This is a genomic window from Kribbella flavida DSM 17836 (genome assembly GCF_000024345.1).
In the GTDB taxonomy this organism is placed as follows: domain Bacteria; phylum Actinomycetota; class Actinomycetes; order Propionibacteriales; family Kribbellaceae; genus Kribbella; species Kribbella flavida.
Genome location: NC_013729.1, coordinates 2,843,021 through 2,866,830, shown reverse-complemented (window position 1 = coordinate 2,866,830; position 23,810 = coordinate 2,843,021). Strand labels below are relative to the sequence as shown.

The window sequence follows — 23,810 nt, the reverse complement described above, 5'->3', positions numbered from 1 at the left end:
ATCAGAAGTACCCTTCGCGTTTGCGATCTTCCATCGCGGCCTCACTGAACTTGTCGTCGCCCCGGGTGGCGCCCCGCTCGGTGATCCGGGTCGTGGCGACCTCGTCGATCACCTTCCGCACGGTGTCCGCGTCCGAGCGGACGGCCGCCGTCAGCGAGGCGTCGCCGACGGTGCGGTAGCGCACCGTCGCGGTGAACGTGGGCTCGCTCGGCCGCGGCACGCAGTACTCGTTGGCCGCGAAGAGCATGCCGTTGCGGTCGAAGACCTCACGCTCGTGCGCGTAGTAGATCGCCGGCAGCTCCAGCCGCTCCTGGGCGATGTACAACCAGACGTCCAGCTCGGTCCAGTTCGACAACGGGAACACCCGGATGCTCTCGCCGAGGTGGATCCGGCTGTTGTAGAGGTTCCACAGCTCGGGCCGCTGGTTCTTCGGGTCCCACTGGCCGAACTCGTCGCGGAACGAGAACACCCGCTCCTTGGCCCGCGCCTTGTCCTCGTCGCGCCGCGCGCCGCCGAACACGGCGGTGAACTGGTGCTTGTCCAGCGCCTCCAGCAGCACCGGCGTCTGGATCCGGTTGCGCGTCCCGTCCGGCGGCGCCTGCACGACGCCACGGTCCAGCGCCTCCTGAACGCTTGCCACCAGCAACTGAACGCCCAGCTCACCGGCCCGCCGGTCCCGGAACGCCAGCACCTCGGGGAAGTTGTGCCCGGTGTCGACGTGCAGCACCGGGAACGGGATGCGCGCCGGGTGGAACGCCTTCTGGGCCAGCCGCAGCATCACGATCGAGTCCTTGCCGCCGGAGAACAGCAGCACCGGCCGCTCGAACTCGGCCGCCACCTCGCGGAAGATGTGGATCGCCTCGGACTCGAGCGTCTCCAGTTGCGTCAGCTGGTACCGGGGGCTCATCGGTCGCCCTCCGCCGACTCGTACACCGCGATCGCGGCCAGCAGCTCCTGCGCGAGCTCGGGCCGGCAGACCACCAGGTCCGGCAGGCTCGGGTCCGGCTGGTTGTAGCGCAACGGCGAGCCGTCGATCCGACTGCAGAACAACCCGGCCGCCCGGGCCACCGCGACCGGCGCGGCCGAGTCCCACTCGTACTGCCCACCCGCGTGCACGTAGGCGTCCACCTCACCGCGCAGCACCGCCGTCGCCTTCACCCCGGCCGAGCCCATCGGCACCAGCTCGGCGTCGAGCTCGACCGCCAGCTTCTCGACCAGGACCGGCGGCCGGCTCCGGCTGACCGCGATCCGCAACCGCCCCTCGGTCCGTGGTGGTGGCGGTTCCGGCTCGTCGGTGCCGTGCACGACGTTCAGCGCGGGCAGCGCGACGGCCCCGGCGACGAGTTCACCGCGTTGCCAGAGTGCGACGTGCACCGCCCAGTCCGCCCGCGGCGGCTCGCCGTACTCGCGGGTGCCGTCGAGCGGGTCGATGATCCAGACCCGATCGGCGGACAACCGGGCCGCGGTGTCGGCCGACTCCTCACTCAGCACGGCGTCGCCGGGCCTACGGTCCCGCAGGCCGCGGATCAGCAGCTCGTTCGCCGACCGGTCCCCCCGGTCCCCCAGCGTGCGTCCCGAACCTCCGGCCGCGCGCAGGTCGAGCAGCAGCCCGCCGGCTGCGGCCGCGAGCTCCGCGGCCAGCCGGCCGTCTTCACTGGTCGCCATCCAGTCCCCTCCATCGAATGTCCCCCTTGGCGACGGATGTCGCCGCCGTGCGCCCGTCCCCCCGACGGCCGCCCGGCTCAGTACGCGCCGGAGCCCTTCAGCACCGCGCGTGCGGTCTTCCACAAGATCAGCAGGTCCAGCGTCATCGACCAGTTGTCGACGTAGCGCAGGTCGAGCAGGACCGACTCCTCCCAGGACAGGTCGCTGCGGCCGCTCACCTGCCACAGCCCGGTCAGGCCCGGTTTCACCAGCATCCGGCGGGTGTCGTCGGCGGCGTACCTGGCCACCTCCCGCTCCAGCGGCGGCCGTGGGCCGACCAGCGACATCTCACCGCGCAGCACGTTGAGCAACTGCGGCAGCTCGTCGAGCGAGTAGCGCCTCAGCACCTTGCCCACCCGGGTCACCCGCGGATCGGCGCGCAGCTTGAACAGCACCTTGTTGCCGTCGCTGCTCTCGGTCAGCTCGATCAGCCGGTCCTCGGCGTCGATCACCATGGTGCGGAACTTGATCATGGTGAACGTGACGTTGCCCCGGCCCACGCGACGCTGCTTGAACAGGACCGGCCCCGAGCTGGTCAGCCGGACGGCCAGCGCGATGCCGACCAGCAGCGGCAGGGCCACCACCAGCAGGACCAGCGCCATCACCCGGTCGAAGATGCTCTTCAGCAGGTGCGGTCCGGCGCTGGAGGACGGACGCTCCAGGTGCAGCAGCGACAGGCCGGCGACCGGGCGGACCGAGATCCGCGGGCCGGCCACCTCGATGATGCCCGGCGACACGATCAACTCGACGCCGCGCTGCTCCAGCGCCCAGGACAACCGGCGCAGCGACTGTCCGGACAGCTCCGGATCGGAGGCGATCGCGACCACGTCGACCGCGTGCCGGTCCACCGCGGCCATGATGTCGGCCTCGTCCATGCCGTCGGGCGGCACCGGGGCGCCGGGCCGGCGGTCGCTGCGCGGCCGGCAGACCGCCACCACGCGGTACCCGTCCGCGGGCCGCTCCTCCAGACGCTCGCGCAGCGTCGCGGCCTCGCCGTTGCGGCCGACCACGAGCACGCGGCGCATGCACCGGCCGCGGTATCGGTGCCGGCTGAGGTCGCGGCGCAGCAGGTAGCGCAGCAGCAGCGCCAGCATCATGGTCACCGGGATCGCCAGGACGACGAAGCCGCGGGCGATCTCGCTCTTGGTCGCGTACGAGACCACCGCCACCACCGCGGTCAGCCCGACGCCGGAGCGCAGGATCGAGCGGAACTCGTCCGCACCCGCGCCGAACGACCGCGACTCGTACCCGCGCGACAACCCGACCGCGGCCACCCAGGCGACCGGCAGCAGACTGCCGAAGACCAGGTAGCCGCCGCCGATCTGGTACCCGAACCGGGTCAGCAACGCGACCGACGCGCCGATCACGGCCGCCAGCAGGTCACCACCGATCGCAGCCCAGTGGTACACCGCGACCCAGGGCGGCTGCGTGGCCCAGGTCGAGCGTGGCACGATCGCCGGTACCGCGTCCGGCACGACCCACACCGGCCGCCGCCGGTCGGGCACGTCCGCCGGCAACGGCGTCGGGCCTTCCGTTACGTCTTCCCCCGCGACGGCACTGTCCGTCACCCTCTGTCACCCCCCGGTGAACACCGCCCCGTGTCCCCCCGGGTGCGGTTTGCCGCATGTTCGCCGCCTGGTCGGCGGCGGTTCAGCTGAGAGTACTACGCGTGACGGGCGGGGGATAGCACAACGCACGCCTCAGGGCGAACCAGTCCCGGCAAGTGCCTACGGACAGCAGAAGGGCCGATCCGTGCGGATCGGCCCTCGCCACTCGACGTCACACACCGCGACGGCCCGTCAGCAGGGTCCCGGGCCGTCGTACGGTCAGCCGGCGATCAGGCCGTCGCCGCTGATCAGCTCGCGCATCTCGGCGAGCGTGCTGTCGCCCGGCGGCAGGATCGCGTCGGAGTCGTGCAGCTCGGTGTCCGGCACCCGCTCGCCGCCGCGGACGAACTCCAGCAGCGCACCGAAGGCCGCCTTGAAGCCCTCCTCGTCGCCGGCCGAGACCGCCTTCTCCAGATCGGTGTCGACCGCGTTCAGCTGCTCGAGCTTGTCGTCGGCCAGTCTCCACTGACCCTCACCCATGATGCGAACGATCATCGAACGTCTCCGTCCTGCGGCCGGACCGGCTCCGCCTGCTGCACCGGCTGCTGGGCCGGCTGGGCGCCGCCCGGGGCGTCCTGGGACAGCTGCTTGGGCGCCTCGCTGCCGCCGATCTGGGCCTTCATCTTGGCCAGCTCGCTCTCCACGTCGGAGTTGGACGACATCCGCTCCAGCTCCAGCGTGATGCTGTCCTTGCTGCTGCCGCTGGCGTCGTCGAGCGCGCCGGAGGCCAGCAGTTCGTCGATCGCACCGGCCCGGGCCTGCATCTGCTGGGTCTTGTCCTCGGCCCGCTGAACCGCCAGGCCGACGTCGCTCATCTCCTCGGAGATGCCGGAGAAGGCCTCGTTGATCCGGGTCTGCGCCTCGGCCGCGGTGTAGGTGGCCTTGATGGTCTCCTTGCGGGTCCGGAACGACTCGACCTTGGCCTGCAGCCGCTGCGAGGCGAGGGTGAGCTTCTCCTCCTCACCCTGGAGCTGGGCGTGCTGGGCGGTCAGGTCGTCGATCTGGCCCTGCAGGCCGGACTTGCGGGTCAGCGCCTCGCGGGCGAGATCCTCGCGGCCCATCGAGAGCGCCTTCTGCGCCTGGTCCTGCAGCTTCTGCGACTGGGCCTGCAGCTGCGACGCCTGCAGTTCCACCCGCTTCCGGCTGGTGGCGACGTCGGCCACACCACGGCGTACCTTCTGCAGCAGCTCGAGCTGCTTCTGGTACGAGTAGTCAAGGGTTTCGCGAGGATCCTCGGCCTTGTCCAAGGCGGTGTTCGCCTTGGCCTTGAAGATCGTCGACATCCGCTTGAAGATGCTCATCGATATCCGTACCCCTTCTGTGCCGGAGAGTGGACCCGGCGTGCGTGCCATCCACCCTATGTCCCCACAGGTCACGACACCATCAGGACCGGCCCCGATAAAGTGGGGCGAAGGTCCGGGGACCACCCCGAGTGCCGGCGTACGGTCCCCCGATGAGCAGCCCCAGGCAGCACAGCCCGAATGAGGTCCAGTCCCCGTGTTCCGTCGTACCAAGTCCGAGACAGCCGTCGAGACCCCCAGCGCCGAGCCGCAGGGCAAGCCGGGCGGCAAGGGCCGGCCGACCCCCACCCGGCGGGAGGCCGAGCAGGCCCGCAAGGCCGCGCTGAAGAAGCCGCGCAACCGCAAGGAGGCGGCCGCCTACCGGCGGGAGAAGATGCGCGCCGAGCGGGCCAAGATGCAGGAGGCGATGCGCACCGGCGACGACCGGTACCTGCCGGCCGCCGACAAGGGCCCGGTCCGCCGGTTCGCCCGCGACTACGTCGACGCGCGCTGGTCGGTGATGGAGTTCGCGCTGCCGGTGCTGCTGGTGATCTCGCTGCTCGGCGTGGTCTTCGCCGGCGTGTTCACCTGGCTGCCGGCCGTGGTGAACCTGCTGTTCCTGGTGATGATCGCCGCGATCGCCGCCGACTGGTTCTTCCTGTCCAGCGGCCTGCGCCGCGCGGTGGCCAAGAAGTTCCCAGGCGAGCCGACCCGCGGCATCGGCTTCTACGCCGTCCGCCGGACCATGCAGATGCGCCGCTGGCGGCTGCCGAAGCCGATGGTCAACCGCGGCGAGAAGCCGGCCTGACCCGCCGCCGCGGACGGCACGCACCGGCTTCGGCACGCTGCGGCGGGTGCACCGTCCGGGGTGGACGTAGGGTCGGGGTATGGACTTTCGGTATCTCGGAAACAGTGGACTGAAGGTCAGCGAGATCTCCTACGGGAACTGGCTGACGCACGGGTCGCAGGTGGAGAACGAGCAGGCCAAGGCGTGCGTGCGAGCGGCGCTCGAGGCCGGCATCACCACGTTCGACACCGCGGACGTGTACGCGAACACCGCCGCTGAGACGGTGCTCGGCGAGGCGCTGGAGGGTCAGCGGCGGGAGTCGCTGGAGATCCTCACCAAGGTGTACTGGCCGACCGGGCCGGGCGGACCGAACGACGTCGGCCTGTCCCGCAAGCACATCCTCGAGTCGATCAACGGCTCGCTGCAGCGGCTCAAGACCGACTACGTCGACGTCTACCAGGCGCACCGGTTCGACACCGAGACGCCGCTGGAGGAGACGATGGAGGCCTTCGCCGACGTCGTCCGCCAGGGCAAGGCGCTCTACATCGGCGTCTCGGAGTGGACCGCCGACCAGCTCCGCGAGGGCCACCGGCTGGCCCGCGAGCTGCGTATCCCGTTCGTCTCGAACCAGCCGCAGTACAGCATGCTCTGGCGGGTGATCGAGGACGAGGTGGTGCCGGCCTCGGAGGAGCTCGGCATCGGCCAGGTGGTGTTCTCACCGATCGCGCAGGGCGTGCTGACCGGCAAGTACAAGCCGGGCGAGCAACCGCCGCAGGGGTCGCGGGCCACCGACGAGAAGGGTGGCGCGAACTTCATCAAGCGGTTCCTCACCGACGACGTGCTGACCCGGGTGCAGGAGCTGCGGCCGGTCGCGGACGAGGCCGGCCTGAGCCTGTCGCAGCTCGCGATCGCCTGGGTGCTGCAGAACCGCAACGTCTCCTCGGCGATCATCGGCGCCTCCCGGCCCGAGCAGGTCACCGAGAACGTCAAGGCGGCCGGCGTGACGCTGGAGGACGCCCTGCTGAAGCGGATCGACGAGACGCTGGGCGGCGTCGTCGAGCGCGACCCGGCCAAGACCGCGCAGAACGCGCCGCAGACCCGGCCCGGCTCATGAGCTGGACCTGGCGGTTCGAGACCGCCGCGGGCGAGCCGGCCGACCCGGGTGACCTGGGCGGCGCGGACTTCTCCGCCCAGGGCGACGCGGAGAGCTGGCTGGGCGAGACCTGGCGGCAGCTGGCCGACCAGGGCGTCGGGCAGGTCTACCTGCTCGAGGACGGCCGTGAGGTCTACGGCCCGATGAGCCTGGCCGCGCAGGAGTAGCACCGACCACTGGGCCCGTACTGCGAACGTGTGGTCTGCCGCACGTTCGCAGTACGGGCTCGCGCACGTCCGGGCGGGCTGGCGGTAAGCTGCGCGCGAAACTACTCCTGTGCCGCAGGGAAGCCGGTCCGAAGCCGGCGCTGACCCGCAACCGTAGGCCGCGCCCATGTCCCACCCAGCCGCGGCGAGCCGGAACACTGCGTCCAGGCAGCAGGCTCACCGACCCGCCGAGGACCGCGGGAGGAGCCGGCCCCGTGCTGTCGGCGGCGGCGCGTCCCCTCCGTCGGGCCCGGCCCGATCGAGGACACGAGATGACAACACACCGGACCGCCCGACTGGTCCTCAGCCTGCTGGCGGGTTTCCTGCTGGCGGGGACCGTCAGCGTCGGCACCGCCCAGGCCGAGGACGGCTACCGCTTCTGGGGCTACTACCAGTGGACCGGCGGCCAGTGGGCCTTCGCGCAGAAGGGCGCGGACGCGGTCAAGCCGGCCGACGGCTCGGTCGAGGGCTGGCGGTACGCCGTCGGCGGCACGAAGCCGCGCGTCCCGCGGGCGGCCGGCGACTTCGCCGCGATCTGCGGCGCGACCCCGGCCGAGCCGGGCAAGAAGCGGGTCGCGGTCGTGGTGGACCCCGGCACGCCGGCCGACTCGCCGACCGGCGCGACACCGCCGGCGGCCACCGGCACCTGCGTGGTCACCGACCAGGCGGCGACCGGCGTCAAGGTACTCGCCGCGCTGGGTCCGGTCCGGATCGAGAAGGGCCTGACCTGCGGCATCGACGGGTACCCGGCCACCGGCTGCGGCGACCCGGTGAAGAACATCAAGGTGCCCGCCACCGACGCGCCCGTGCAGCTGGAGATCGCGCCCGCCGTGGGTTCGACGGCCACTCCGTCGCCGAGCGCGTCACCGACCGACGCGGCCGGCACGCCGGCTGCCGGCCAGCAGGACGACGGCGCGCCCTGGACCGGCATCGTGATCGCCGCGGTCGTGGTCCTGCTGCTCGCGGGTGGCGGCGTCCTGATCGCCCGTCGGCGTGCGGGTCAGCGAGGCTGACCGTGCCGCTTCGATCCCGCGCAGTCGATCCCGCGCGGAGCTGACGTGCGCGCCGTCCATCACCTGACGCTCCCCCGGGCTCTGCACCCGGGGGCCTGGTGGTTGTGGGCGCTCGGGCTCGCGGTCGCGGCGAGCCGCACCCGCAACCCGGTGCTGCTGGTGCTGATCCTCGTCGTGGCCGGCTTCGTGGTCGCGGCCCGGCGCGGCGACGCGCCCTGGGCGAACAGCTACGTCGCCTTCCTCAAGCTCGGACTGGTCGTGATCGGCGTCCGGATCGTGCTGCAGGCACTGCTCTCGACCCGGTCCCAAGGCACCACAGTGCTCTTCACGCTGCCGCAGGTTCCGCTGCCCGACTGGGCGAACGGGGTCAAGCTCGGCGGCGAGGTGACCGCCGAGGCACTGGTCACCGCTCTGTACGACGGCGGCCAGCTCGCCGTGATGCTGTGCTGCATCGGCGCCGCCAACGCGCTGGCCAGCCCGCGCCGCCTGCTGAAGTCGTTGCCCGGAGCCCTTTACGAGATGGGCGTCGCCTGCGTCGTCGCGCTGACCTTCGCGCCGCAACTGGTCACCGACGCGCGCCGGATCCGGGCGGCGCGTCGGCTGCGCGGCCGGACCCGGGGCTCGTTCCGTACGACGGCGATGCCGGTGCTGGAGGGAGCGCTGGACCGGTCGGTCGAGCTGGCCGCGGCGATGGACTCGCGCGGCTACGGCCGGACCGCGCACGTCCCGCGCCGTCAGCGCCGGATCACCGGGGCGACGGTGCTGCTCGGGCTGCTCGGGATCCTGCTCGGGGTCTACTCGCTGCTGACCGAGGCGATGGCGGTCCCGGTCGCGGGCGCCGCCCTGGCGTTCGGCGTACTGCTGGCGACCGGGGCGATGGCGATCGGGCGCCAGCGGGTGACCCGGTCGCGGTACCGGCCGGATCCGTGGGCGTTGCCGGAGTGGCTGGTGATCGGTTCGGGCGCGGTCGCCGCCGCGACGATGATCGCGGCCGCCGCGCGGGGCGTCGAAGGCCTGGTGCTGCCCGGCCCGCTGGTGGTTCCGGTCGTGCCGCTGCTGCCCGTGCTCGGCATCCTGGCCGGCCTCGCCCCGGCGGTGGCCGCGCCTCCGCTGACCCGACGACGTGAGCTGGTGCCCGCATGATCGAGTTCGACCAGGTCACGGTGACCTACGCCGGTGCCGAGCAGCCGGCCCTGTACGACGTCAGCTTCACCGTGCCCGAGGGGGAACTGGCGCTGGTGATCGGCCGGACCGGCTCCGGCAAGTCGACGCTGCTCCGGGCGATCAACGGGCTGGTCCCGCACTTCACCGGCGGCACGCTCGCCGGCCGGGTGCTGGTGAACGGCCGCGACACCAGGGACCACCGGCCGCGCGATCTGGCGGACGTGGTCGGCATCGTCGGGCAGGACCCGATGGCCGGCTTCGTCACGGACACGGTCGAGGACGAACTGGCGTACAGCATGGAGTCGCTCGGCGTACCGCCCGACGTGATGCGCCGCCGGGTCGAGGAGACGCTCGACCTGCTCGGGCTGGCCGACGTCCGGGATCGGCCGCTGACCGCACTGTCCGGTGGGCAGCGCCAGCGCACCGCCATCGGGGCAGCGCTGACGTCGCACCCGGCAGTGCTCGTGCTGGATGAACCGACCTCCGCGCTGGACCCGCAGGCGGCCGAGGAGGTGCTGGCCGCGCTGCAGCGGCTTGTGCACGACCTGGGCGTCACGGTGGTGATGGCCGAGCACAGACTGGAGCGGGTCATCCAGTACGCCGACCGGGTGATCGAGGTGCCCGGTGGAACGGCCGCCGTCTCCACAGGTCTGCCGGCCGAGCTGATGGTGACCGCACCGGTCGCGCCGCCGGTGGTCGAGCTCGGACGGCTCGCCGGGTGGTCGCCGCTGCCCCTGTCCGTGCGCGACGCGCGCCGGGCGGCCGGCGTACTGCGGGAGCGGCTGGGTGACCGGCGGCCGATCCCCAAGGTCGCGGTGATCGGCGCGGAGCTTGCCCGCTGCAACGACCTCGTCGTGAACTACGGCACCGTCCCGGCCCTGCGCGGGGTGTCGCTGAGCCTTCGAGCCGGCGAGGTGGTCGCCCTGATGGGCCGCAACGGCGCCGGGAAGTCCACGCTGCTCAACGCGCTGGTCGGTCTCGTCGAGCCGCGCTCGGGAACCGTCACGGCGGCCGGCATCGACCCACGGCGTACGAAGCCCAAGCAGTTGGTCAAAGCAGTCGGCCTCGTCCCGCAGGAACCCGCCGACCTCCTGTACGCCGCGACGGTCGCCGACGAGTGCGCCGGAGCGGACAGCGACTTCCGGGTGGCGCCCGGACGCTGCCGCGCGCTGCTCGAACGGCTCGCACCCGGCATCGACGACCAGCTGCATCCGCGCGACCTGTCCGAGGGCCAGCGGCTCTGTCTGGCGCTCGCGGTCGTGCTGTGCGGTGCTCCCCCGCTGCTGCTGCTCGACGAGCCGACCCGCGGGCTGGACTACGGGGCGAAGCGGCGGCTGGTCGAGATTCTGCGGGAGCTCGCCGCGGACGGGCACGCGGTCGTGCTGTCGACCCACGACGTGGAGATGGTCGCGGAGGTCGCCACCCGGGTGCTGGTGCTCGCCGACGGCGAACTGGTCAGCGACGGCGAGACCGCCACCGTGATCGCCGGCTCCCCCGCCTTCGCGCCGCAGGTCGCCAAGATCCTGGCGCCGCTGCCGTTCCTGACCGTCGGCGAAGTCGCCACCGCGCTGGACCGGGCCTCATGACCACGCACTCCCCGCCTCCATCGCCCACCCGGCCACCTCCGTCCGACGTCCGCACCCGGCGACCGACGGGCCGGACGAGGCTCGTCCGGCTGAAGCCCCGCAGTACGGCGACGTTGCTGCTCGCGTCGGCGGTCGGGCTGCTGGCCTTCGGCTGGCCACTGATCTGGCAGACCGAGCAGGGCGGCGAGTCCGCGATCGGGCACACCACGGACGCGCCCTGGCTGTTCGTCCTGCTGCTGCCGTTGCTGGTCGCGGTGGTGCTCGCCGAGCTGTCCGAGGCCGGCATCGACGCGAAGGTGATCTCGCTGCTCGGCATGCTCGCCGCCGTCGGCGCCGCCCTGCGCGCGCTCGGCCCGGGCACCGCCGGACTGGAACCAGGCTTCTTCCTGCTCATCCTGGCCGGCCGGGCCTTCGGTGCGGGCTTCGGTTTCGTGCTCGGCGCCGTGTCGCTGCTCGCCGGCGCGATGATCAGCGGGAGTGTCGGGCCGTGGATGCCGTTCCAGATGCTCGCCTGCGCCTGGGTCGGCTGCCTGGCCGGTCTGTTGCCCCGGGCCCGCGGGCGGCTGGAGATCCTGCTGCTGGCCGCCTACTCCCTGGCCGCTGGCGTGCTCTACGGGCTGGTGATGAACCTGTGGTTCTGGCCGTACGCGACGTTCGGCAGCGACTTCTCCTTCGTCCCGGGCGACGCGCTCGGCGAGAACCTGCACCGTTACTTCCTCTTCGTCGTCGCAACCTCCCTCGGCTGGGACATCCCGCGCGGAGTGCTGTGCGCCGGGCTGGTGCTGGCTTTGGGGCACCCGGTGCTGAAGGCCTTCCGCCGGACGGCCCGCAAGGCGGCGTTCGACGTACCGGTGGTTTTCGTGGAGGGAGAGCGGCGTGGCTGAGCTCGTGACCGGCCCGGACGGCGCGGTCGTCGACGGCGTACTCCGGCTCGACGGCTCCGGTGTCGAGGTGGAGGGTTACCGCGTCACCACGACACGCACTGCTCGCGGCCTCCGGTACGACGTACGCACGCCCGACGGGTCCGAGCTGTCCTGGACCGCGCAGGGGACCGGTCGCCGGACCCTCGTGCTCGGTGGCGCCCGGTCCGGCAAGTCCACCGAGGCCGAACGACTGCTGGCGTCCTCGCCGGACACCCTCTACGTCGCGACGGGTGGCGACGGTTCGGCGGACCCGGAGTGGGCCGCTCGGATCGCCCTGCACCGGTCCCGGCGGCCGGCCTCCTGGGGTCTGGCCGAGACCATCGACCTGGTGCCGCTGCTCGAGGCCGACGGTCCGCCGCTGCTGATCGACTGCCTCACGCTGTGGCTGGCCCGCACGATGGATGCCTGCGACATCTGGGCACATCCGGAGCGTACCGGCGAGGTCGAGCAACGGATCGAGCAGCTCGCCGCCGCCTGGTCCGGCACGTCGCGGGTGGTGGTTGCGGTCAGCAATGAAGTCGGCTCGGGGCTGGTGCCCGCCGACCCCGGCAGCCGGCTCTTCCGCGACCTGATGGGCCGGCTGAACACCGTGATCGCCCACCGCGCCGACACCGTGCTGTGGTGCGTCGCAGGCCGCGCGGTGCCGCTGTGACGCGGCCGTCCGACGCGGCGTCTTCACGGCGCGATGCCGCCGTGACGCAGCTGTCCGACGCGGCGTCGTGCCCGTGTCCCGCAGCGCGAAGTGCTCGATCCGGCGGCAGCCGCCGGGTGCGAGGACGCGCCCGGCCGTTGCCGCCCGCACTGGCCCGGAGTGGGGGCCTGGTGTGACGAGCTGGGACGGGCTGCGACTCGCGTTCGGGACGTTGACGGTGTTGCCGACGCCGGCGCCTGGCACGGTGGATCGCCGGGTCGCGGGGCAGGCCATGCTGCTGGCGCCGGCTGTCGGCGTGGTGATCGGTGGTTCGGCAGCCGCGGTGGTGGCCGGCGTTCATGCCGTGAAGCCGGAGACGCCGCTGCTGGCGGCGGTGCTGGGAGTTGTGGTCCTGACCGTGCTCTCCGGGGCACTGCACCTCGACGGGCTCGCCGACACCGCTGACGCGTTCGGCAGCCGACGGGACCGGGAGACCAAGCTCCGGATCATGAAGCAGAGCGACATCGGGCCGTTCGGCGTGGTTGCGATCATGGTTGTGCTGCTGGTCGACGTCGCCGCGTTGAGCGCCTGCGTCCAGGCCGGGTTCGGCTGGCAAGCAGTGCTGGTCGCCGCGGTGGTTGGGCGACTGACGCTGCCGTGGTCGTGCCGGACGGGCGTTCCGTCGGCCCGGCCCGACGGTCTGGGCGCGATGGTCGCCGCCACCGTGCGCCTGGCCGCGGCGGTGCTGGTCACGCTGGTGGCCCTGGCACTGCTTGTCGCCCTGGTCTGGCTCGTGCCGCCCGCGCCGGCACCGTCGTCCTGGGTGGCGGTCAGCGAAGCCGCCGACCCCATGGTGATGACCGTGCCCGCAGCGCACGCTGGCTCCGAGCTGTGGCGTGCGCTCGTCGGCACCGGAACGGCCGTGCTCCTGGCCGTCGCCTTCGCCCTCATCAGCACTCGCCGCGCCCGTCGCAGCCTCGGCGGCATCACCGGCGACACCCTTGGCGCCACCGTTGAGTTCGCCGTACCGGTGGCGCTGCTGGCTCTCGCGCTCGCCGTCTGATCCCGCGACTTCGCCACGGTCATCGCTCACCGGAGCTGTCCGGATACCGTTCGTGGTTCTGTTCCAGCCGACGGCCTCGGCTGATGCCGGTGGGACGGATGGTGCATTAGTGTCACGCCGGACGGCCCTGCGGACAGGGCTACGCGTAACGACGAGGACACATGGCGATCACGGCGAGCAGATTTCCGGCGGCAATCGGCCCACGATCCGTTATCTTTACGTAATGAACGCAACCCGCCCGGCACCAGGCTCACAGGCTTCGCTGCGCGAAGCCAACCGTGAGCGTGTCCTGGGGGTTGTCCGGCAGCACGGTCCGCTCACCCAGGTCGAGATCGCCGCCGCCTCGGGACTGTCGGCCGCCACCGTGTCCAACATGGTGAAAGAGCTCGACCAGGCCGGCCTGGTCGGCCTGTCCCCCAGCATCCGCAACGGCCGCCGTGCAGTGCTGGTCTCGCTCGCCTCCGGCGGCGGCCTGCTCGCCGGCGTCGCCTTCGGCGAGCGGGACGTCCGGGTGGCGATCGCCTCGGAGAGCCGCGAGATCCTGGCCGAGCAACTGATGCCGCTGCAGGCCGACCACGTCGCCGACGACGGCATGGAGCGCGCCGCCCGGCTGCTCGCCGACCTGACCGAGAGCGTCGGCCAGCGGGTCGAGGACATCGGCGCGATCGGCTTCGGCCTGCCCACCCCGGTCGACTCGGTCAGCGGTGAGGCCGGATCGGACGCCGTACTGCCCGGCTGGCGGGGCGTACACGTGGCGGAGGCGATGTCGGGCTACCTGCGCGCCCCGGTCGTGCTCGACAACACCGCCAACCTGGCCGCCCTCGGCGAGCTCCGGGCCGGCGCGCTGCGCGACGTGCAGCACGGCTGCTACATCAAGTTCTCGTACGGCGTGGGCGCGGGCATCGTGCTCGGCGGCGAGGTGTTCCGCGGCTCGGCCGGCACGGCCGGTGAGATCGGCCACCTGACCATCGACGAGAACGGCCCGATCTGCCGCTGCGGCAACCGCGGCTGCCTCGACACGTTCGTCGGCTCGCGGGCGCTGCTCAACTCGCTGGCCGCCTCGCACGGCCCGTTGCGGCTGCGCGACGTGATCACCCGGGCGCTGGCCGGCGATCTGGGCTGCCGCCGGGTGATCGAGGACGCCGGCCGCCGGGTCGGCGTCGCCGTGGCGGGGCTGGTGAACCTGTTCAACCCCGAGGTGATCGTGGTCGGCGGCAAGCTGGCCGAAGCCGGTGAGCTGGTGATGCTGCCGCTGCGGGAGGCCCTGGACCGGTGCGCGATCCCCAGCGCCGCGGCGACTGTCGAGTTACGGCCAGCTGAACTCGGTGACACAGCGGATGTGCTCGGTGCCATCGAGTTGGCCTCCGTGCTGAGCCACACGCGAGCGGCCCGGACGGCGACGACCACCGTGTAACAACGATATGTCTATTTCTTGAATTCAAGTCTTGACGTCAAGGGTCAACAGGGTTTGACTCTGCTCAGGCCTACTCGGGCCCTCACGTCAAGGAGTCACACCCATGCCCGTCTTCTCGTCCGTAGCACCAACCCGTCTCGTCGGCCTCGGCCTCGCGGTGTCCGCCCTCGCCCTGTCCCTGGTGGCCTGCGGGTCGGACGAGCCCGACTCCGCCGGCGGCAGCACCAGCGGCGGCAAGAAGATCGCCCTGCTGCTGCCCGAGTCGAAGACCACCCGGTACGAGTCGCTGGACCGGCCGCTGTTCACCGAGGCGCTGAAGGCCGCCTGCGCGGACTGTGAGCTGATCTACAGCAACGCCGACCAGGACGCCGCCAAGCAGCAGACCCAGGCTGAGGCCGCGCTCACCCAGGGCGCCAACGTGCTCGTGCTCGACCCGGTCGACGGCAAGGCCGCCGCGGCCGTCGTCGCCTCCGCCAAGGGCCAGAACGTCCCGGTGATCGCCTACGACCGGTTCATCGAGGGTGCCAACTACTACGTCTCGTTCGACAACGAGACCGTCGGCAAGCTGCAGGCGCAGACCCTGGTCGACACGCTCAAGGCGGCCGGCAAGACGACCGGCAACCTGGCCGTGATCAACGGCTCGCCGACCGACCCGAACGCGGCCGACTTCAAGAAGGGCGCGCACAGCGTGCTCGACTCCAGCGGCTACAAGATCGCTGCCGAGTTCGACACCCCGGACTGGAGCCCGGACAAGGCGCAGGCCTGGATGGAGGGCCAGCTCAGCGCGATCAAGAACGGCCTGGTCGGTGTGTACGCCGCCAACGACGGCACCGCGGGCGGTGCGATCGCGGCCCTCAAGGGTGGTGGCGTGAAGCCGCTGCCGCCGGTCACCGGTCAGGACTCCGAGCTGGCCGCGATCCAGCGCATCGTCGCCGGCGACCAGGCGATGACGATCTACAAGGCCGTCAAGCCGCAGGCCGAGGCCGCCGCGAAGGCAGCCGTCGCGCTGTCCGGTGGTGGCAAGCCCGAGACGACCGGTGACTTCAAGGGCGTGCCGTCCACGATCCTGGACCCGATCGCCGTCACCAAGGCCAACATCAACGACACTGTGGTGAAGGACGGGATCTACAAGGTGACCGACATCTGCACCGCGTCTTTCGCGGCCGCCTGCGCAGCCGCCGGCCTCAAGTAAGGCCCCAGCCCTGGTGGCACCCCCGGCGCTGAGGAGGCCGGGGGTGCCGCCGGGAGCACGGCCGTGAACGTACGCCTCAGGAGGCTGAATCGATGACTGTCACACCCACCCCGGTCGGCACCGGCACCGTGCTGGCGCTGCGGGGCATCTCCAAGCGCTTCGGCGCGGTCCAGGCGCTGAAGAACATCGAGCTGGACGTCCGGGCCGGCGAGGTGCTCGCCCTGGTCGGCGACAACGGCGCCGGCAAGTCGACGCTGGTGAAGACCATCGCCGGCGTGTACACCGCCGACGACGGCACGATGGTGTTCGACGGGCGGGAGGTGCGGGTCGGCAGTCCGGCCGAGGCGCAGCAGCTCGGCATCGCCACCGTCTTCCAGGACCTGGCCCTGTGCGACAACCTCGACGTGGTCGCGAACCTGTACCTCGGGCGCGAGCTGCGCCGCGGCCGGGTGCTCGACGAGGTCGAGATGGAGCGTTCCTCCTGGGAGCTGCTCCGCCAGCTGTCGGCCAAGATCCCCTCGGTCCGGATTCCGGTCGCCAGCCTGTCCGGCGGCCAGCGGCAGACCGTGGCGATCGCCCGCAGCCTGCTCGGCGACCCCAAGGTCGTGATGCTCGACGAGCCGACCGCGGCCCTCGGCGTCGCCCAGACCGCCGAGGTGCTGAACCTGGTCGAGCGGCTGCGCGAGCGCGGCCTGGCCGTCATCCTGATCAGCCACAACATGGCCGACGTGATGGCGGTCGCCGACCGGGTCGCCGTCCTGCGGCTCGGCCGCAACAACGGAGTCTTCACGGTCAGCGAGACCAAGACCCAGGACATCATCGCCGCCATCACCGGCGCGACCGACAACGCAGTCTCCGAGCGCGCGGCGCGCCGGACACGGGAGGAAGGTTCCGTTTCATGACCACGCCCGTCGACGGCTCGAAAGCCCGCGTGCAGGACACCGCCGGAGAGGTCGCGGCGAACGCCGCCGCCCTGCCGGCCGATCTGCAGGACGAGCGCCTGATCGCCAGTCATGGCATCGGTGGCGCCGTCTCCGCCTTCACCGCCCGGCTCCGCTCCGGCGACCTGGGCTCGGTCCCGGTCGTGGTCGGCCTGGTGATCATCTGGGCGGTCTTCCAGATCGCCAACAGCTCGTTCCTGTCCAGCCGCAACCTGGTCAACCTGACCCTGCAGACCACCTCGGTCGGCGTGATCGCGATCGGCATCGTGCTGGTCCTGCTGCTCGGCGAGATCGACCTGTCGGTCGGCTCGGTCAGCGGTCTGGCCGCCGCGGTCCTCGGCGTCACCTTCGTCAACGAGGGCTGGCCGCTGGCGCTGTCGCTGCTGGCCGGCGCCGCGCTCGGCCTGGTGATCGGATTGTTCTACGGCGCGCTCTACAACAGGTTCGGGGTACCCAGCTTCGTCATCACGCTGGCCGGTCTGCTCGGATTCCTCGGTCTGCAGCTGCTGGTCCTGGGCAAAGAGGGTTCGCTCAACCTGCCCTTCGACTCCGCACTCGTCGGCTTTGCCACCCGCAGCTTCCTCTCCCCCGCTCTGGCCTACGGGCTGATCGCGGTTGTCGTCGCGGTGTACGTGCTGACCCGGCTGCGGGGACGCGCTGCGCGGACGGCGGCCGGTCTGTCGGCCGCGCCGAACTCGATGATCGTCATCAAGGCCGCGGCCCTGGCCCTGGTGCTGCTCGTCCCGGTGCTGGTGCTGAACGGCGACCGCGGCGTGCCGTGGATGTTCGTGCTGTTCCTCGCGCTGGTGGTGGCGACCGACTTCGCGATCCGCAAGACCCGCTGGGGCCGGTCGGTGATGGCGGTCGGCGGCAACGTCGAGGCAGCCCGTCGTGCCGGCATCAACGTGCGGTTCATCTACCTGTCGGTGTTCGCCGCCTGCTCCACCTTCGCCGCCGTCGGCGGTCTGCTCGCCGCCGCCCGACTGGTCGCGGTGAACCAGAGCAGCGGTGGTGGCGACACCAACCTGAACGCGATCGCCGCCGCCGTCATCGGTGGGACCAGCCTGTTCGGCGGCCGCGGTTCGGCGTACTCCGCACTGCTCGGTGCGCTGGTGATCATGTCGATCTCCAACGGCCTGGCGCTGCTCAGCCTGGACTCCAGCGTGCGCTACATGGTCACCGCCGGCGTCCTGCTGGTGGCGGTGACCATCGACTCGCTCAGCCGCCGCAGCCGTCAGGCGCACGGCCGGGCGTAGCCCAGACCCGGTGGGCTGCTGCCTGACCCCTGCATCGGCAGCAGCCCGCCGTTCCACCGCGGATCGCCACTCCCCGCCCGGAGTGGCGATCCGCTTCTGTGCCGGCGACGCCGGAAAGTTGCTTCGGCAAGGCAGAAGGCGGCTATGAGCCCCCGCAAGGCGCCGATTCGGGCGCAGGCCACCACGGAGACCCAGCCGGTCACCACGCTCGAGCTGTTCTGCGATCTCGTCTTCGTCTTCGCGCTGACCCAGATCACCGCATTGATGGCGCACGAGCTGAGCTGGCACGGCGCGGTCCGCGGTCTGCTGCTGATCGGTCTGCTGTGGTGGAGCTGGATCGGCTTCTCGTGGCTGTGCAACCTGGTGAAGGCCGACGAGGGTTCGGTCCGGACGGTGCTGCTGCTCGCGATGGCGGCGATGTTCGTGATCGCGCTGGCCATTCCCGAGGCGTTCGACGACATGCCCGGCGGTCTGCCGGTCCGGTCGTCATCGCACTCGCGTACTTCGCCTTCCGCGCATTGCACCTGGTGCTGTTCTGGCTGATCGCCGACGGCGACGTGGTGCTGCGCCGGACGCTGCTCAGGTACGCACCGTCGATGCTGGCCGGAACCGCGCTGCTGCTGGTCGCCTCGCAGTTCGACGGCACCACCCAGACGCTGCTGTGGGCCGCCGCGCTGGATCCTGGTCGCGTCGCTGCTCGGTCTGGCCTGCGCGGCAGCGCTGTGGTGGATCTACTTCGACGCCGCCGCCCACTACGGCGAGCAGGCGCTGGCCGCCGAACCGGCCGAAACCCGGCCGAAGCTCGCGCGCGACGCGTACACGTTCCTGCACTTCCCGATGGTGGCCGGGATCGTCCTGCTCGCGCTGGGACTGAAGAAGGTGCTGGAGTACGTCGGTGACACCGAGCACCACGATCTCGGCGACCCACTGAAGGGCGTCGCGCTGTACGCCTTGTTCTTCGGCGTCGCCCTGTACCTGCTCGGTCATGTCGGCTTCAGGTGGCGCACCACGCATGCGGTCGGCGCCAGCCGCCTGGTCACCGCCGGATTCTGTGTCGTCGCCGCGTTCGCGCTGGCCAAGGCTCCGGCGTTGGTACAGCTCGGCGTACTGACTGTGCTGCTGGCAGCGCTGGTGGGCTTCGAGTCGATCTGGTACGCGCAGGAGCGGGATGAACTCCGGCACCGGCACACCTCACCTTCGAGCTAGCTGAAGGTTCGTCAGGTTGCCGGCGGCTCTACGCTGCCCGGCGTGGAGATCGTTGCAGAGCAGCAAGAACTGGCCGAGACGATTGCCTGGGTCGCCAGGAGCCTCCCGCACCGACCGGGTGCGCCGGTACTGCGGGGTGTCCTGCTGACGGCGACCGGCGACGGTACGACGATCGCTGGCACCGACCAGGCCATCGCGAACCGGGCTGGGCTGGCGTGCAGCGTGGACGAGCCGGGGACGTGTCTGGCGCCGGGCCGGATGCTTGCGGAGATCGTGAAGCTGTTGCCGCCCGGGTCGTTGCGCCTGGAGACCGTCGACAACGCTTTGGTGCTGACCTCCGGTACGGCGACCTACGCGCTGCCGCTGATGCCGGTCGAGGAGTTCGCTCCGCTGCCGGCCCTGCCGGACGAGCACTCGGCCGAGGTCGAGCCGGAGGAGTTCGGCACCGCCGTCGCCCAGGTCGCGGTTTCCGCCGGCCGGGACGACGTCGTACCGGCGCTGTCCGGGATCAACCTGGCATTCGCGGCTGATCAGGTCGAACTGGTGAGCACCGACCGGTACCGCCTCGGTATCGCCCGGGTTCCGCTCGCCGCGCCCGTCGTCGGGCCCTTCGACGTACTGGTTCCGGCGAAGCCGCTGCAGGACCTGATCCGTGCCTATAGCAACGATCCCGGTCCGCTTCGGCTGTCGGCAGGCGCGGGTACCGGCTCGGGTGCGGGTGCGGGCGACGCCACCTTCGGGTTGCGCAACGCCGTCCGGTCCACCTGTCTGCGTGTGCTGTCCGGGCCGTACCTGCCCTACCGGCGGATCATCCCCGACGGCTCGACGACCCAACTCCGGACCGATCGGGCCGCGCTGCGCGAGGTCGTGAAGCGCCTGGCCGTCGTCGCCGCCGGCATGACGCCGATCTGGTTCGACCTCACCGGCGACGACCTGCGGGTCCACGCCGGCTCCCCGGGCGACCCCACCGGCGCGGAGACGCTGCCCGCCAAGCGGACCGGTCCCCCGCTGACGATCGCATTCACCGCCACCTTGCTCGCCGACGCGATCAGTTCCTTCGGGACGTCACAGCTGTGCGTCGCGTTCGCCGGCGCCCGCAAACCGGTCCTGATCACCGGCGCCACCGCCGACGGCGCACCGGCCGGCGACTACCGGCACGTGCTCACCGCCCGGCTGCCGCCCCGGACCTGAACGCCGCCGCACGAAGGCCGCGGCGCGCCTGGAAGCCGCCGCAGGAACGCCTGCCCCGCGCCTGAACGCCGGTGCACGGAACGCCCGCGGCGTGCCTGAACGCAAACCTGGAACGCACCGCGGCCCGCCTGCTGGTCAGCAGGCGGGCCGGGCGTCGTACGGGGTGGTGCTCAGGCCGTGACGGCGACGAGGTCTTCCTTCGGCTCCGCGAAGTGGCAGGCCGCGGTGTGGCCGGCCACCGAGCGGGGCTTGATCTCGAGCAGCGGCTCCTGGGTGGCGCAGATCTCCTCCGCCTTCCAGCAGCGGGTCCGGAACCGGCAGCCGCTCGGCGGGTCGATCGGCGACGGCACGTCACCGACCAGCCGGATCCGCTCCTTCGGCGGTACGCCGCGGATCGTGCCGAGGTCCGGGGCGGCCGACAGCAGCGCCTGGGTGTACGGGTGCTGCGGGGCGCCGTAGATCTGGTCCCGCGGGCCCTGCTCGACGATCTTGCCCAGGTACATCACGGCCACGGTGTCGCAGAAGTGCCGGACCACGCCGAGGTCGTGCGCGATGAAGACGAAGGCGATGTTCAGGTCGCGGCGCAGGTCCTCCATCAGGTTCATCACCTGGGCCTGGATGGACACGTCGAGCGCCGACACCGGCTCGTCGGCGATGATCACCTCGGGCTCGACCGCGAGCGCCCGGGCGATGCCGATCCGCTGCCGCTGACCGCCGGAGAACTCGTTCGGGTAGCGGTTGTGGTGCTCGGGGTTCAGGCCGACCCGCTCCAGCAGTTCCTGGACCCGGTCGAGCTCCTTGCCCTTCTTCACCAGGTTGTGCACCCGCAGCGGCGTACTGATGATGTTGCTGACCGTCTGCCGCGGGTTCAGCGAGCTGTACGGGTCCTGGAAGACGATCTGCAGCTCGCGGCGGAACGGCCGCAGGTCCTTCTCCTTCAGCCGGGCGATGTCGGTGCCCTTGAAGAGGATCTGGCCCGCGGTCGGGGTCAGCAGCCGGGTGATCATCCGGCCGGTGGTCGACTTGCCGCAGCCGGACTCGCCGACCAGGCCGAGGCTGGCGCCGGGCTTGAGGTCGAAGCTGACCCCGTCGACGGCCTGCACGACCTTCTTGGTCCGGCCCAGGCCGGCGGCCTCCTTGATCGGGAAGTGCATCTTGAGGTCGCGGACCTGCAGCAGCGGGGTCTCGCCCGACGCCGGGGTGATGTCCTGCACAGTCTTGCTCATCTCTCTCCTCAGCCCAGTCTCGGTGCGACCTCGGCCTCGTAGATGGAGGCCTTGTCGTGCAGGTGGCAACGGGACGTGTGGGCGCCGGCGCCGTCGACCGGCAGCAGCTCGGGCAGGTCGGTGACGCAGCGTTCGCCCTTCACCCGGTCCTTGTAGGGACAGCGGGGGTTGAAGGAGCAGCCGCTGGGCAGGTTCAGCAGGCTCGGCGGCAGGCCCTTGATCGGGCGCAGCCGCTCGGTCGCCGCCGACACCGTCGGGATCGACTCGAGCAGACCCCAGGTGTAGGGCATCCGCGGCTGGGCCAGCACGTCCGCCGCGGTGCCGTACTCGACACAGCGGCCGGCGTACATCACCAGCACGTCGTCGGCCATCTCGGCCACCACGCCCAGGTCGTGCGTGATCAGCACGATCGCCGAGCCGAACTCCTTCTGCAGGTTGTTCAGCAGGTCGAGGATCTGCGCCTGCACGGTGACGTCCAGCGCGGTGGTCGGCTCGTCGGCGATCACCAGCTTCGGGTCGTTCACCAGGCCCATCGCGATCATCGCGCGCTGCCGCATCCCGCCGGAGAACTCGTGCGGGTACTGCTTGAACCGGCGGATCGGGTTCGGGATGCCGACCAGGTCGAGCATCTCCAGCGCCCGCTTCTTGGCGACGTCCTTCGACACGTCGTTGTGCACCCGGTACGCCTCGGCGATCTGGTTGCCGACCGTGTAGAGCGGGTGCAGCGACGACTGCGGGTCCTGGAACACCATCGCGACCGCGTCGCCGCGGACCTTCATCAGCTCGTTCTCCGGCAGGCCGACGATCTCGTCGCCGCCGAGCCGGATCGAGCCGGTGATCTGGGTCCGCTTGCGGTCGTGCAGGCCCATCACGGCCATGCTCGACACGGACTTGCCGGAACCGGACTCGCCGACGATGGCCAGCGTGCGGCCCAGCGGTACGGCGTAGCTCAGTCCGTTCACCGCGCTGACCACGCCGTCCGCGGTCGGGAACTTCACCGTCAGGTCCTCGACCACCAGGTACGGCGTCTCGCCGCTCGGGTTCAGCGTCGCGTCGCGTCGCTCGCGGGTCGCGATCGACGGGCCCCGCTTCGCCTCCGGCGCGACCTCGGATCCGCTCATCGTCTGCTTGCCGTCCTTCTCCGGGATCTTGCCCTGCGGGGGTGTGCCGGGCTCGTTGGGAGGTGTGGTCACGCCAGCCTCACCCTCGGGTCGACGACGCTGTAGGCGATGTCGACGAGGAAGTTCATCGTGACCAGGACCCCCGAGGCGATCAGCACGGTGCCCATGATGACCGGCAGATCGTAGTTCTGCAGGCTGGACAGCACCAGGTTACCGATGCCGGGAAGGTCGAAGATGCGCTCGGTGAAGATGGCGCCGGCCAGGCTGCCGGCGACGTCCAGACCGAAGATCGTGATCACCGGGATCAGGCCGGAGCGCAACGCGTGCTTGTAGGTCACCTTGCGGTCCGACAGGCCTTTGGCGCGCGCGGTGCGGATGTAGTCCTCGCTGAGCGTCTCCACCATCGAACCGCGGGAGTAGCGCGCGTACGACGTGCAGAAGTACAGGCCCAGCACCAGCCATGGCGTGAGGAAGCCCATGAACCACTTGGCCGGGTTGTCCGTCAGCGGTGTGTAGCCGCCGCGGGGCAGGATCGGGTACAGGATCGTGAAGTACAGCGAGATCATCAGCGCGACGATGTAGTACGGCACCGAGCTGAGGATCAGGGTGCTGCTCATCAGTGCCCGGTCGCCCAGGCTGCCCCGTCGCTTCGCGGCCATCGAGCCCACGAAGACACCGATGGTGAGGACCAGCACCGCGTAGCCGGCGACCAGCGACACCGTCACCGGCAGCCGGGTCTTCAGCATCTCGGTGACGGGCTGGTCGTTCTTGAAGGAGTATCCCAGGCACGGCGCGGCGCATTCCCGAGTCGAGCCGGACGCCTCGAAGGTCCGTCCGACGAAGATGCCCGCGGTGTACTCCGCGAACTGCTGCACCTTGGGGCGGTCCAGGTGCAGGCTCTCCTTGATCTCGTTGTAGCGCTCCGCGGTGCAGTTGCGCTCACCGCAGATCGCCGCCGCCGGATCTGTCGGGGCGACGAAGAACAGGGTGAAGGTCGCGATCAGCGTGACCAGCACGACACTGAGCGCGCTGACCAGGCGGCGCGCCACGAAGTAGAGCACGGGGTTTCTCCTCACCGATCGGGGTGGTGACCGGACCGAGGTCCAGTCACCACCCCACCATCAGATGATCAGACTGCTAGTTGCT

General features: G+C 71.1%; 24 protein-coding genes. 16 read left to right on the top strand and 8 right to left on the bottom strand.

Annotated elements, in window-relative coordinates; translation table 11 throughout:
- Position 1: 1 nt before the first annotated feature.
- The 5 genes from cysD to KFLA_RS13435 form a co-directional block, all read right to left on the bottom strand.
- Entirely contained in the window at positions 2-907 is a 906-nt protein-coding gene (gene cysD, locus KFLA_RS13455; protein ID WP_012920340.1) for a sulfate adenylyltransferase subunit CysD, read from the bottom strand.
- Positions 904-1,665 carry a 3'(2'),5'-bisphosphate nucleotidase CysQ gene (locus tag KFLA_RS13450; protein WP_012920339.1) on the bottom strand — a complete coding sequence of 254 codons (762 nt, stop codon included), beginning with the start codon at positions 1,663-1,665 and terminating at the stop codon, positions 904-906. The genes cysD and KFLA_RS13450 overlap by 4 nt, the downstream gene beginning before the upstream one ends.
- A 77-nt stretch (positions 1,666-1,742) precedes the next feature.
- Positions 1,743-3,272: a sugar transferase gene (locus KFLA_RS13445; RefSeq protein WP_012920338.1), complete on the bottom strand. Its 1,530-nt coding sequence runs from the start codon at positions 3,270-3,272 to the stop codon at positions 1,743-1,745.
- Positions 3,273-3,530: 258 nt separating this feature from the next.
- Positions 3,531-3,806, bottom strand: coding sequence for a PspA-associated protein PspAA (gene pspAA, locus KFLA_RS13440; protein ID WP_012920337.1), 276 nt, complete (start codon positions 3,804-3,806; stop codon positions 3,531-3,533).
- Complete coding sequence (locus tag KFLA_RS13435) at positions 3,803-4,612, bottom strand: PspA/IM30 family protein (RefSeq protein ID WP_012920336.1); 810 nt, start codon at positions 4,610-4,612, stop codon at positions 3,803-3,805. The genes pspAA and KFLA_RS13435 overlap by 4 nt, the downstream gene beginning before the upstream one ends.
- A gap of 196 nt (positions 4,613-4,808) precedes the next feature.
- On the opposite strand from KFLA_RS13435, the gene KFLA_RS13430 reads away from it, so the two are divergent.
- The 16 genes from KFLA_RS13430 (at position 4,809) to dnaN (ending at position 20,317) form a co-directional block, all read left to right on the top strand.
- On the top strand, positions 4,809-5,399 hold the full coding sequence (locus KFLA_RS13430; protein ID WP_012920335.1) for a DUF3043 domain-containing protein: 591 nt from the start codon (positions 4,809-4,811) through the stop codon (positions 5,397-5,399).
- A gap of 79 nt (positions 5,400-5,478) precedes the next feature.
- Positions 5,479-6,492 carry an aldo/keto reductase family protein gene (locus KFLA_RS13425; RefSeq protein ID WP_012920334.1) on the top strand — a complete coding sequence of 338 codons (1,014 nt, stop codon included), beginning with the start codon at positions 5,479-5,481 and terminating at the stop codon, positions 6,490-6,492.
- On the top strand, positions 6,489-6,698 hold the full coding sequence (locus tag KFLA_RS13420) for a hypothetical protein (RefSeq protein ID WP_012920333.1): 210 nt from the start codon (positions 6,489-6,491) through the stop codon (positions 6,696-6,698). The genes KFLA_RS13425 and KFLA_RS13420 overlap by 4 nt, the downstream gene beginning before the upstream one ends.
- 311 nt (positions 6,699-7,009) lie before the next feature.
- Positions 7,010-7,750, top strand: a complete 741-nt coding sequence (locus tag KFLA_RS13415) for an SCO2322 family protein (RefSeq protein WP_012920332.1) — start codon at positions 7,010-7,012, stop codon at positions 7,748-7,750.
- A gap of 45 nt (positions 7,751-7,795) precedes the next feature.
- Positions 7,796-8,893 carry a CbiQ family ECF transporter T component gene (locus KFLA_RS13410; RefSeq protein WP_012920331.1) on the top strand — a complete coding sequence of 366 codons (1,098 nt, stop codon included), beginning with the start codon at positions 7,796-7,798 and terminating at the stop codon, positions 8,891-8,893.
- A complete protein-coding gene (locus KFLA_RS13405) occupies positions 8,890-10,500 on the top strand; it encodes an ABC transporter ATP-binding protein (RefSeq protein WP_012920330.1) in 1,611 nt (536 codons plus the stop codon). The genes KFLA_RS13410 and KFLA_RS13405 overlap by 4 nt, the downstream gene beginning before the upstream one ends.
- Complete coding sequence (locus KFLA_RS13400) at positions 10,497-11,384, top strand: ECF transporter S component (protein ID WP_012920329.1); 888 nt, start codon at positions 10,497-10,499, stop codon at positions 11,382-11,384. Before KFLA_RS13405 ends, KFLA_RS13400 begins: the two co-directional genes overlap by 4 nt.
- Positions 11,377-12,075 carry a bifunctional adenosylcobinamide kinase/adenosylcobinamide-phosphate guanylyltransferase gene (locus tag KFLA_RS13395; protein ID WP_012920328.1) on the top strand — a complete coding sequence of 233 codons (699 nt, stop codon included), beginning with the start codon at positions 11,377-11,379 and terminating at the stop codon, positions 12,073-12,075. The genes KFLA_RS13400 and KFLA_RS13395 overlap by 8 nt, the downstream gene beginning before the upstream one ends.
- Positions 12,076-12,247: 172 nt before the next feature.
- Positions 12,248-13,117 (top strand): adenosylcobinamide-GDP ribazoletransferase, encoded by an 870-nt coding sequence (locus KFLA_RS13390; RefSeq protein ID WP_012920327.1) that lies wholly within the window; start codon positions 12,248-12,250, stop codon positions 13,115-13,117.
- Positions 13,118-13,340: 223 nt separating this feature from the next.
- Positions 13,341-14,531, top strand: a complete 1,191-nt coding sequence (locus tag KFLA_RS13385) for an ROK family transcriptional regulator (protein ID WP_012920326.1) — start codon at positions 13,341-13,343, stop codon at positions 14,529-14,531.
- 103 nt (positions 14,532-14,634) lie between these two features.
- Positions 14,635-15,723, top strand: a complete 1,089-nt coding sequence (locus KFLA_RS13380; RefSeq protein WP_012920325.1) for an ABC transporter substrate-binding protein — start codon at positions 14,635-14,637, stop codon at positions 15,721-15,723.
- A 92-nt stretch (positions 15,724-15,815) separates the two neighbouring features.
- Entirely contained in the window at positions 15,816-16,625 is an 810-nt protein-coding gene (locus KFLA_RS13375; protein ID WP_012920324.1) for an ATP-binding cassette domain-containing protein, read from the top strand.
- Positions 16,622-17,920 carry a sugar ABC transporter permease gene (locus KFLA_RS13370; RefSeq protein WP_012920323.1) on the top strand — a complete coding sequence of 433 codons (1,299 nt, stop codon included), beginning with the start codon at positions 16,622-16,624 and terminating at the stop codon, positions 17,918-17,920. The genes KFLA_RS13375 and KFLA_RS13370 overlap by 4 nt, the downstream gene beginning before the upstream one ends.
- Before the next feature lie 144 nt (positions 17,921-18,064).
- Positions 18,065-18,463, top strand: coding sequence for a low temperature requirement protein A (locus tag KFLA_RS38305; RefSeq protein WP_049797329.1), 399 nt, complete (start codon positions 18,065-18,067; stop codon positions 18,461-18,463).
- 135 nt (positions 18,464-18,598) lie between these two features.
- On the top strand, positions 18,599-19,126 hold the full coding sequence (locus KFLA_RS38300) for a low temperature requirement protein A (protein WP_202797206.1): 528 nt from the start codon (positions 18,599-18,601) through the stop codon (positions 19,124-19,126).
- Positions 19,127-19,168: 42 nt separating this feature from the next.
- Complete coding sequence (gene dnaN, locus KFLA_RS13360) at positions 19,169-20,317, top strand: DNA polymerase III subunit beta (protein WP_012920322.1); 1,149 nt, start codon at positions 19,169-19,171, stop codon at positions 20,315-20,317.
- A gap of 170 nt (positions 20,318-20,487) precedes the next feature.
- Here the strand turns inward: dnaN and KFLA_RS13355 are convergent, their stop codons facing one another.
- Genes KFLA_RS13355 through KFLA_RS13345 form a run of 3 tightly spaced genes read right to left on the bottom strand, consistent with a single transcriptional unit; the run spans position 20,488 to position 23,725 of the window.
- The gene (locus KFLA_RS13355; protein WP_012920321.1) at positions 20,488-21,543 is read right to left on the bottom strand and encodes an ABC transporter ATP-binding protein; all 1,056 of its coding nucleotides are present in this window, start codon (positions 21,541-21,543) and stop codon (positions 20,488-20,490) included.
- Positions 21,544-21,551: 8 nt separating this feature from the next.
- On the bottom strand, positions 21,552-22,736 hold the full coding sequence (locus tag KFLA_RS13350) for an ABC transporter ATP-binding protein (RefSeq protein WP_012920320.1): 1,185 nt from the start codon (positions 22,734-22,736) through the stop codon (positions 21,552-21,554).
- Positions 22,733-23,725: an ABC transporter permease gene (locus tag KFLA_RS13345; RefSeq protein WP_012920319.1), complete on the bottom strand. Its 993-nt coding sequence runs from the start codon at positions 23,723-23,725 to the stop codon at positions 22,733-22,735. Before KFLA_RS13345 ends, KFLA_RS13350 begins: the two co-directional genes overlap by 4 nt.
- Positions 23,726-23,810: the final 85 nt, after the last annotated feature.

What these genes read in the sequence shown, in the direction of transcription:
- cysD (WP_012920340.1), bottom strand. Translation starts at nt 907, where the DNA reads ATGAGCCCCCGGTACCAGCTGACGCAACTGGAGACGCTCGAGTCCGAG.
- KFLA_RS13450 (WP_012920339.1), bottom strand. Translation starts at nt 1,665, where the DNA reads ATGGCGACCAGTGAAGACGGCCGGCTGGCCGCGGAGCTCGCGGCCGCA.
- pspAA (WP_012920337.1), bottom strand. Translation starts at nt 3,806, where the DNA reads ATGATCGTTCGCATCATGGGTGAGGGTCAGTGGAGACTGGCCGACGAC.
- KFLA_RS13435 (WP_012920336.1), bottom strand. Translation starts at nt 4,612, where the DNA reads ATGAGCATCTTCAAGCGGATGTCGACGATCTTCAAGGCCAAGGCGAAC.
- KFLA_RS13425 (WP_012920334.1), top strand. Translation starts at nt 5,479, where the DNA reads ATGGACTTTCGGTATCTCGGAAACAGTGGACTGAAGGTCAGCGAGATC.
- KFLA_RS13420 (WP_012920333.1), top strand. Translation starts at nt 6,489, where the DNA reads ATGAGCTGGACCTGGCGGTTCGAGACCGCCGCGGGCGAGCCGGCCGAC.
- KFLA_RS13415 (WP_012920332.1), top strand. Translation starts at nt 7,010, where the DNA reads ATGACAACACACCGGACCGCCCGACTGGTCCTCAGCCTGCTGGCGGGT.
- KFLA_RS13405 (WP_012920330.1), top strand. Translation starts at nt 8,890, where the DNA reads ATGATCGAGTTCGACCAGGTCACGGTGACCTACGCCGGTGCCGAGCAG.
- KFLA_RS13400 (WP_012920329.1), top strand. Translation starts at nt 10,497, where the DNA reads ATGACCACGCACTCCCCGCCTCCATCGCCCACCCGGCCACCTCCGTCC.
- KFLA_RS13385 (WP_012920326.1), top strand. Translation starts at nt 13,341, where the DNA reads ATGAACGCAACCCGCCCGGCACCAGGCTCACAGGCTTCGCTGCGCGAA.
- KFLA_RS13380 (WP_012920325.1), top strand. Translation starts at nt 14,635, where the DNA reads ATGCCCGTCTTCTCGTCCGTAGCACCAACCCGTCTCGTCGGCCTCGGC.
- KFLA_RS13375 (WP_012920324.1), top strand. Translation starts at nt 15,816, where the DNA reads ATGACTGTCACACCCACCCCGGTCGGCACCGGCACCGTGCTGGCGCTG.
- KFLA_RS13370 (WP_012920323.1), top strand. Translation starts at nt 16,622, where the DNA reads ATGACCACGCCCGTCGACGGCTCGAAAGCCCGCGTGCAGGACACCGCC.
- KFLA_RS38305 (WP_049797329.1), top strand. Translation starts at nt 18,065, where the DNA reads ATGAGCCCCCGCAAGGCGCCGATTCGGGCGCAGGCCACCACGGAGACC.
- KFLA_RS13355 (WP_012920321.1), bottom strand. Translation starts at nt 21,543, where the DNA reads ATGAGCAAGACTGTGCAGGACATCACCCCGGCGTCGGGCGAGACCCCG.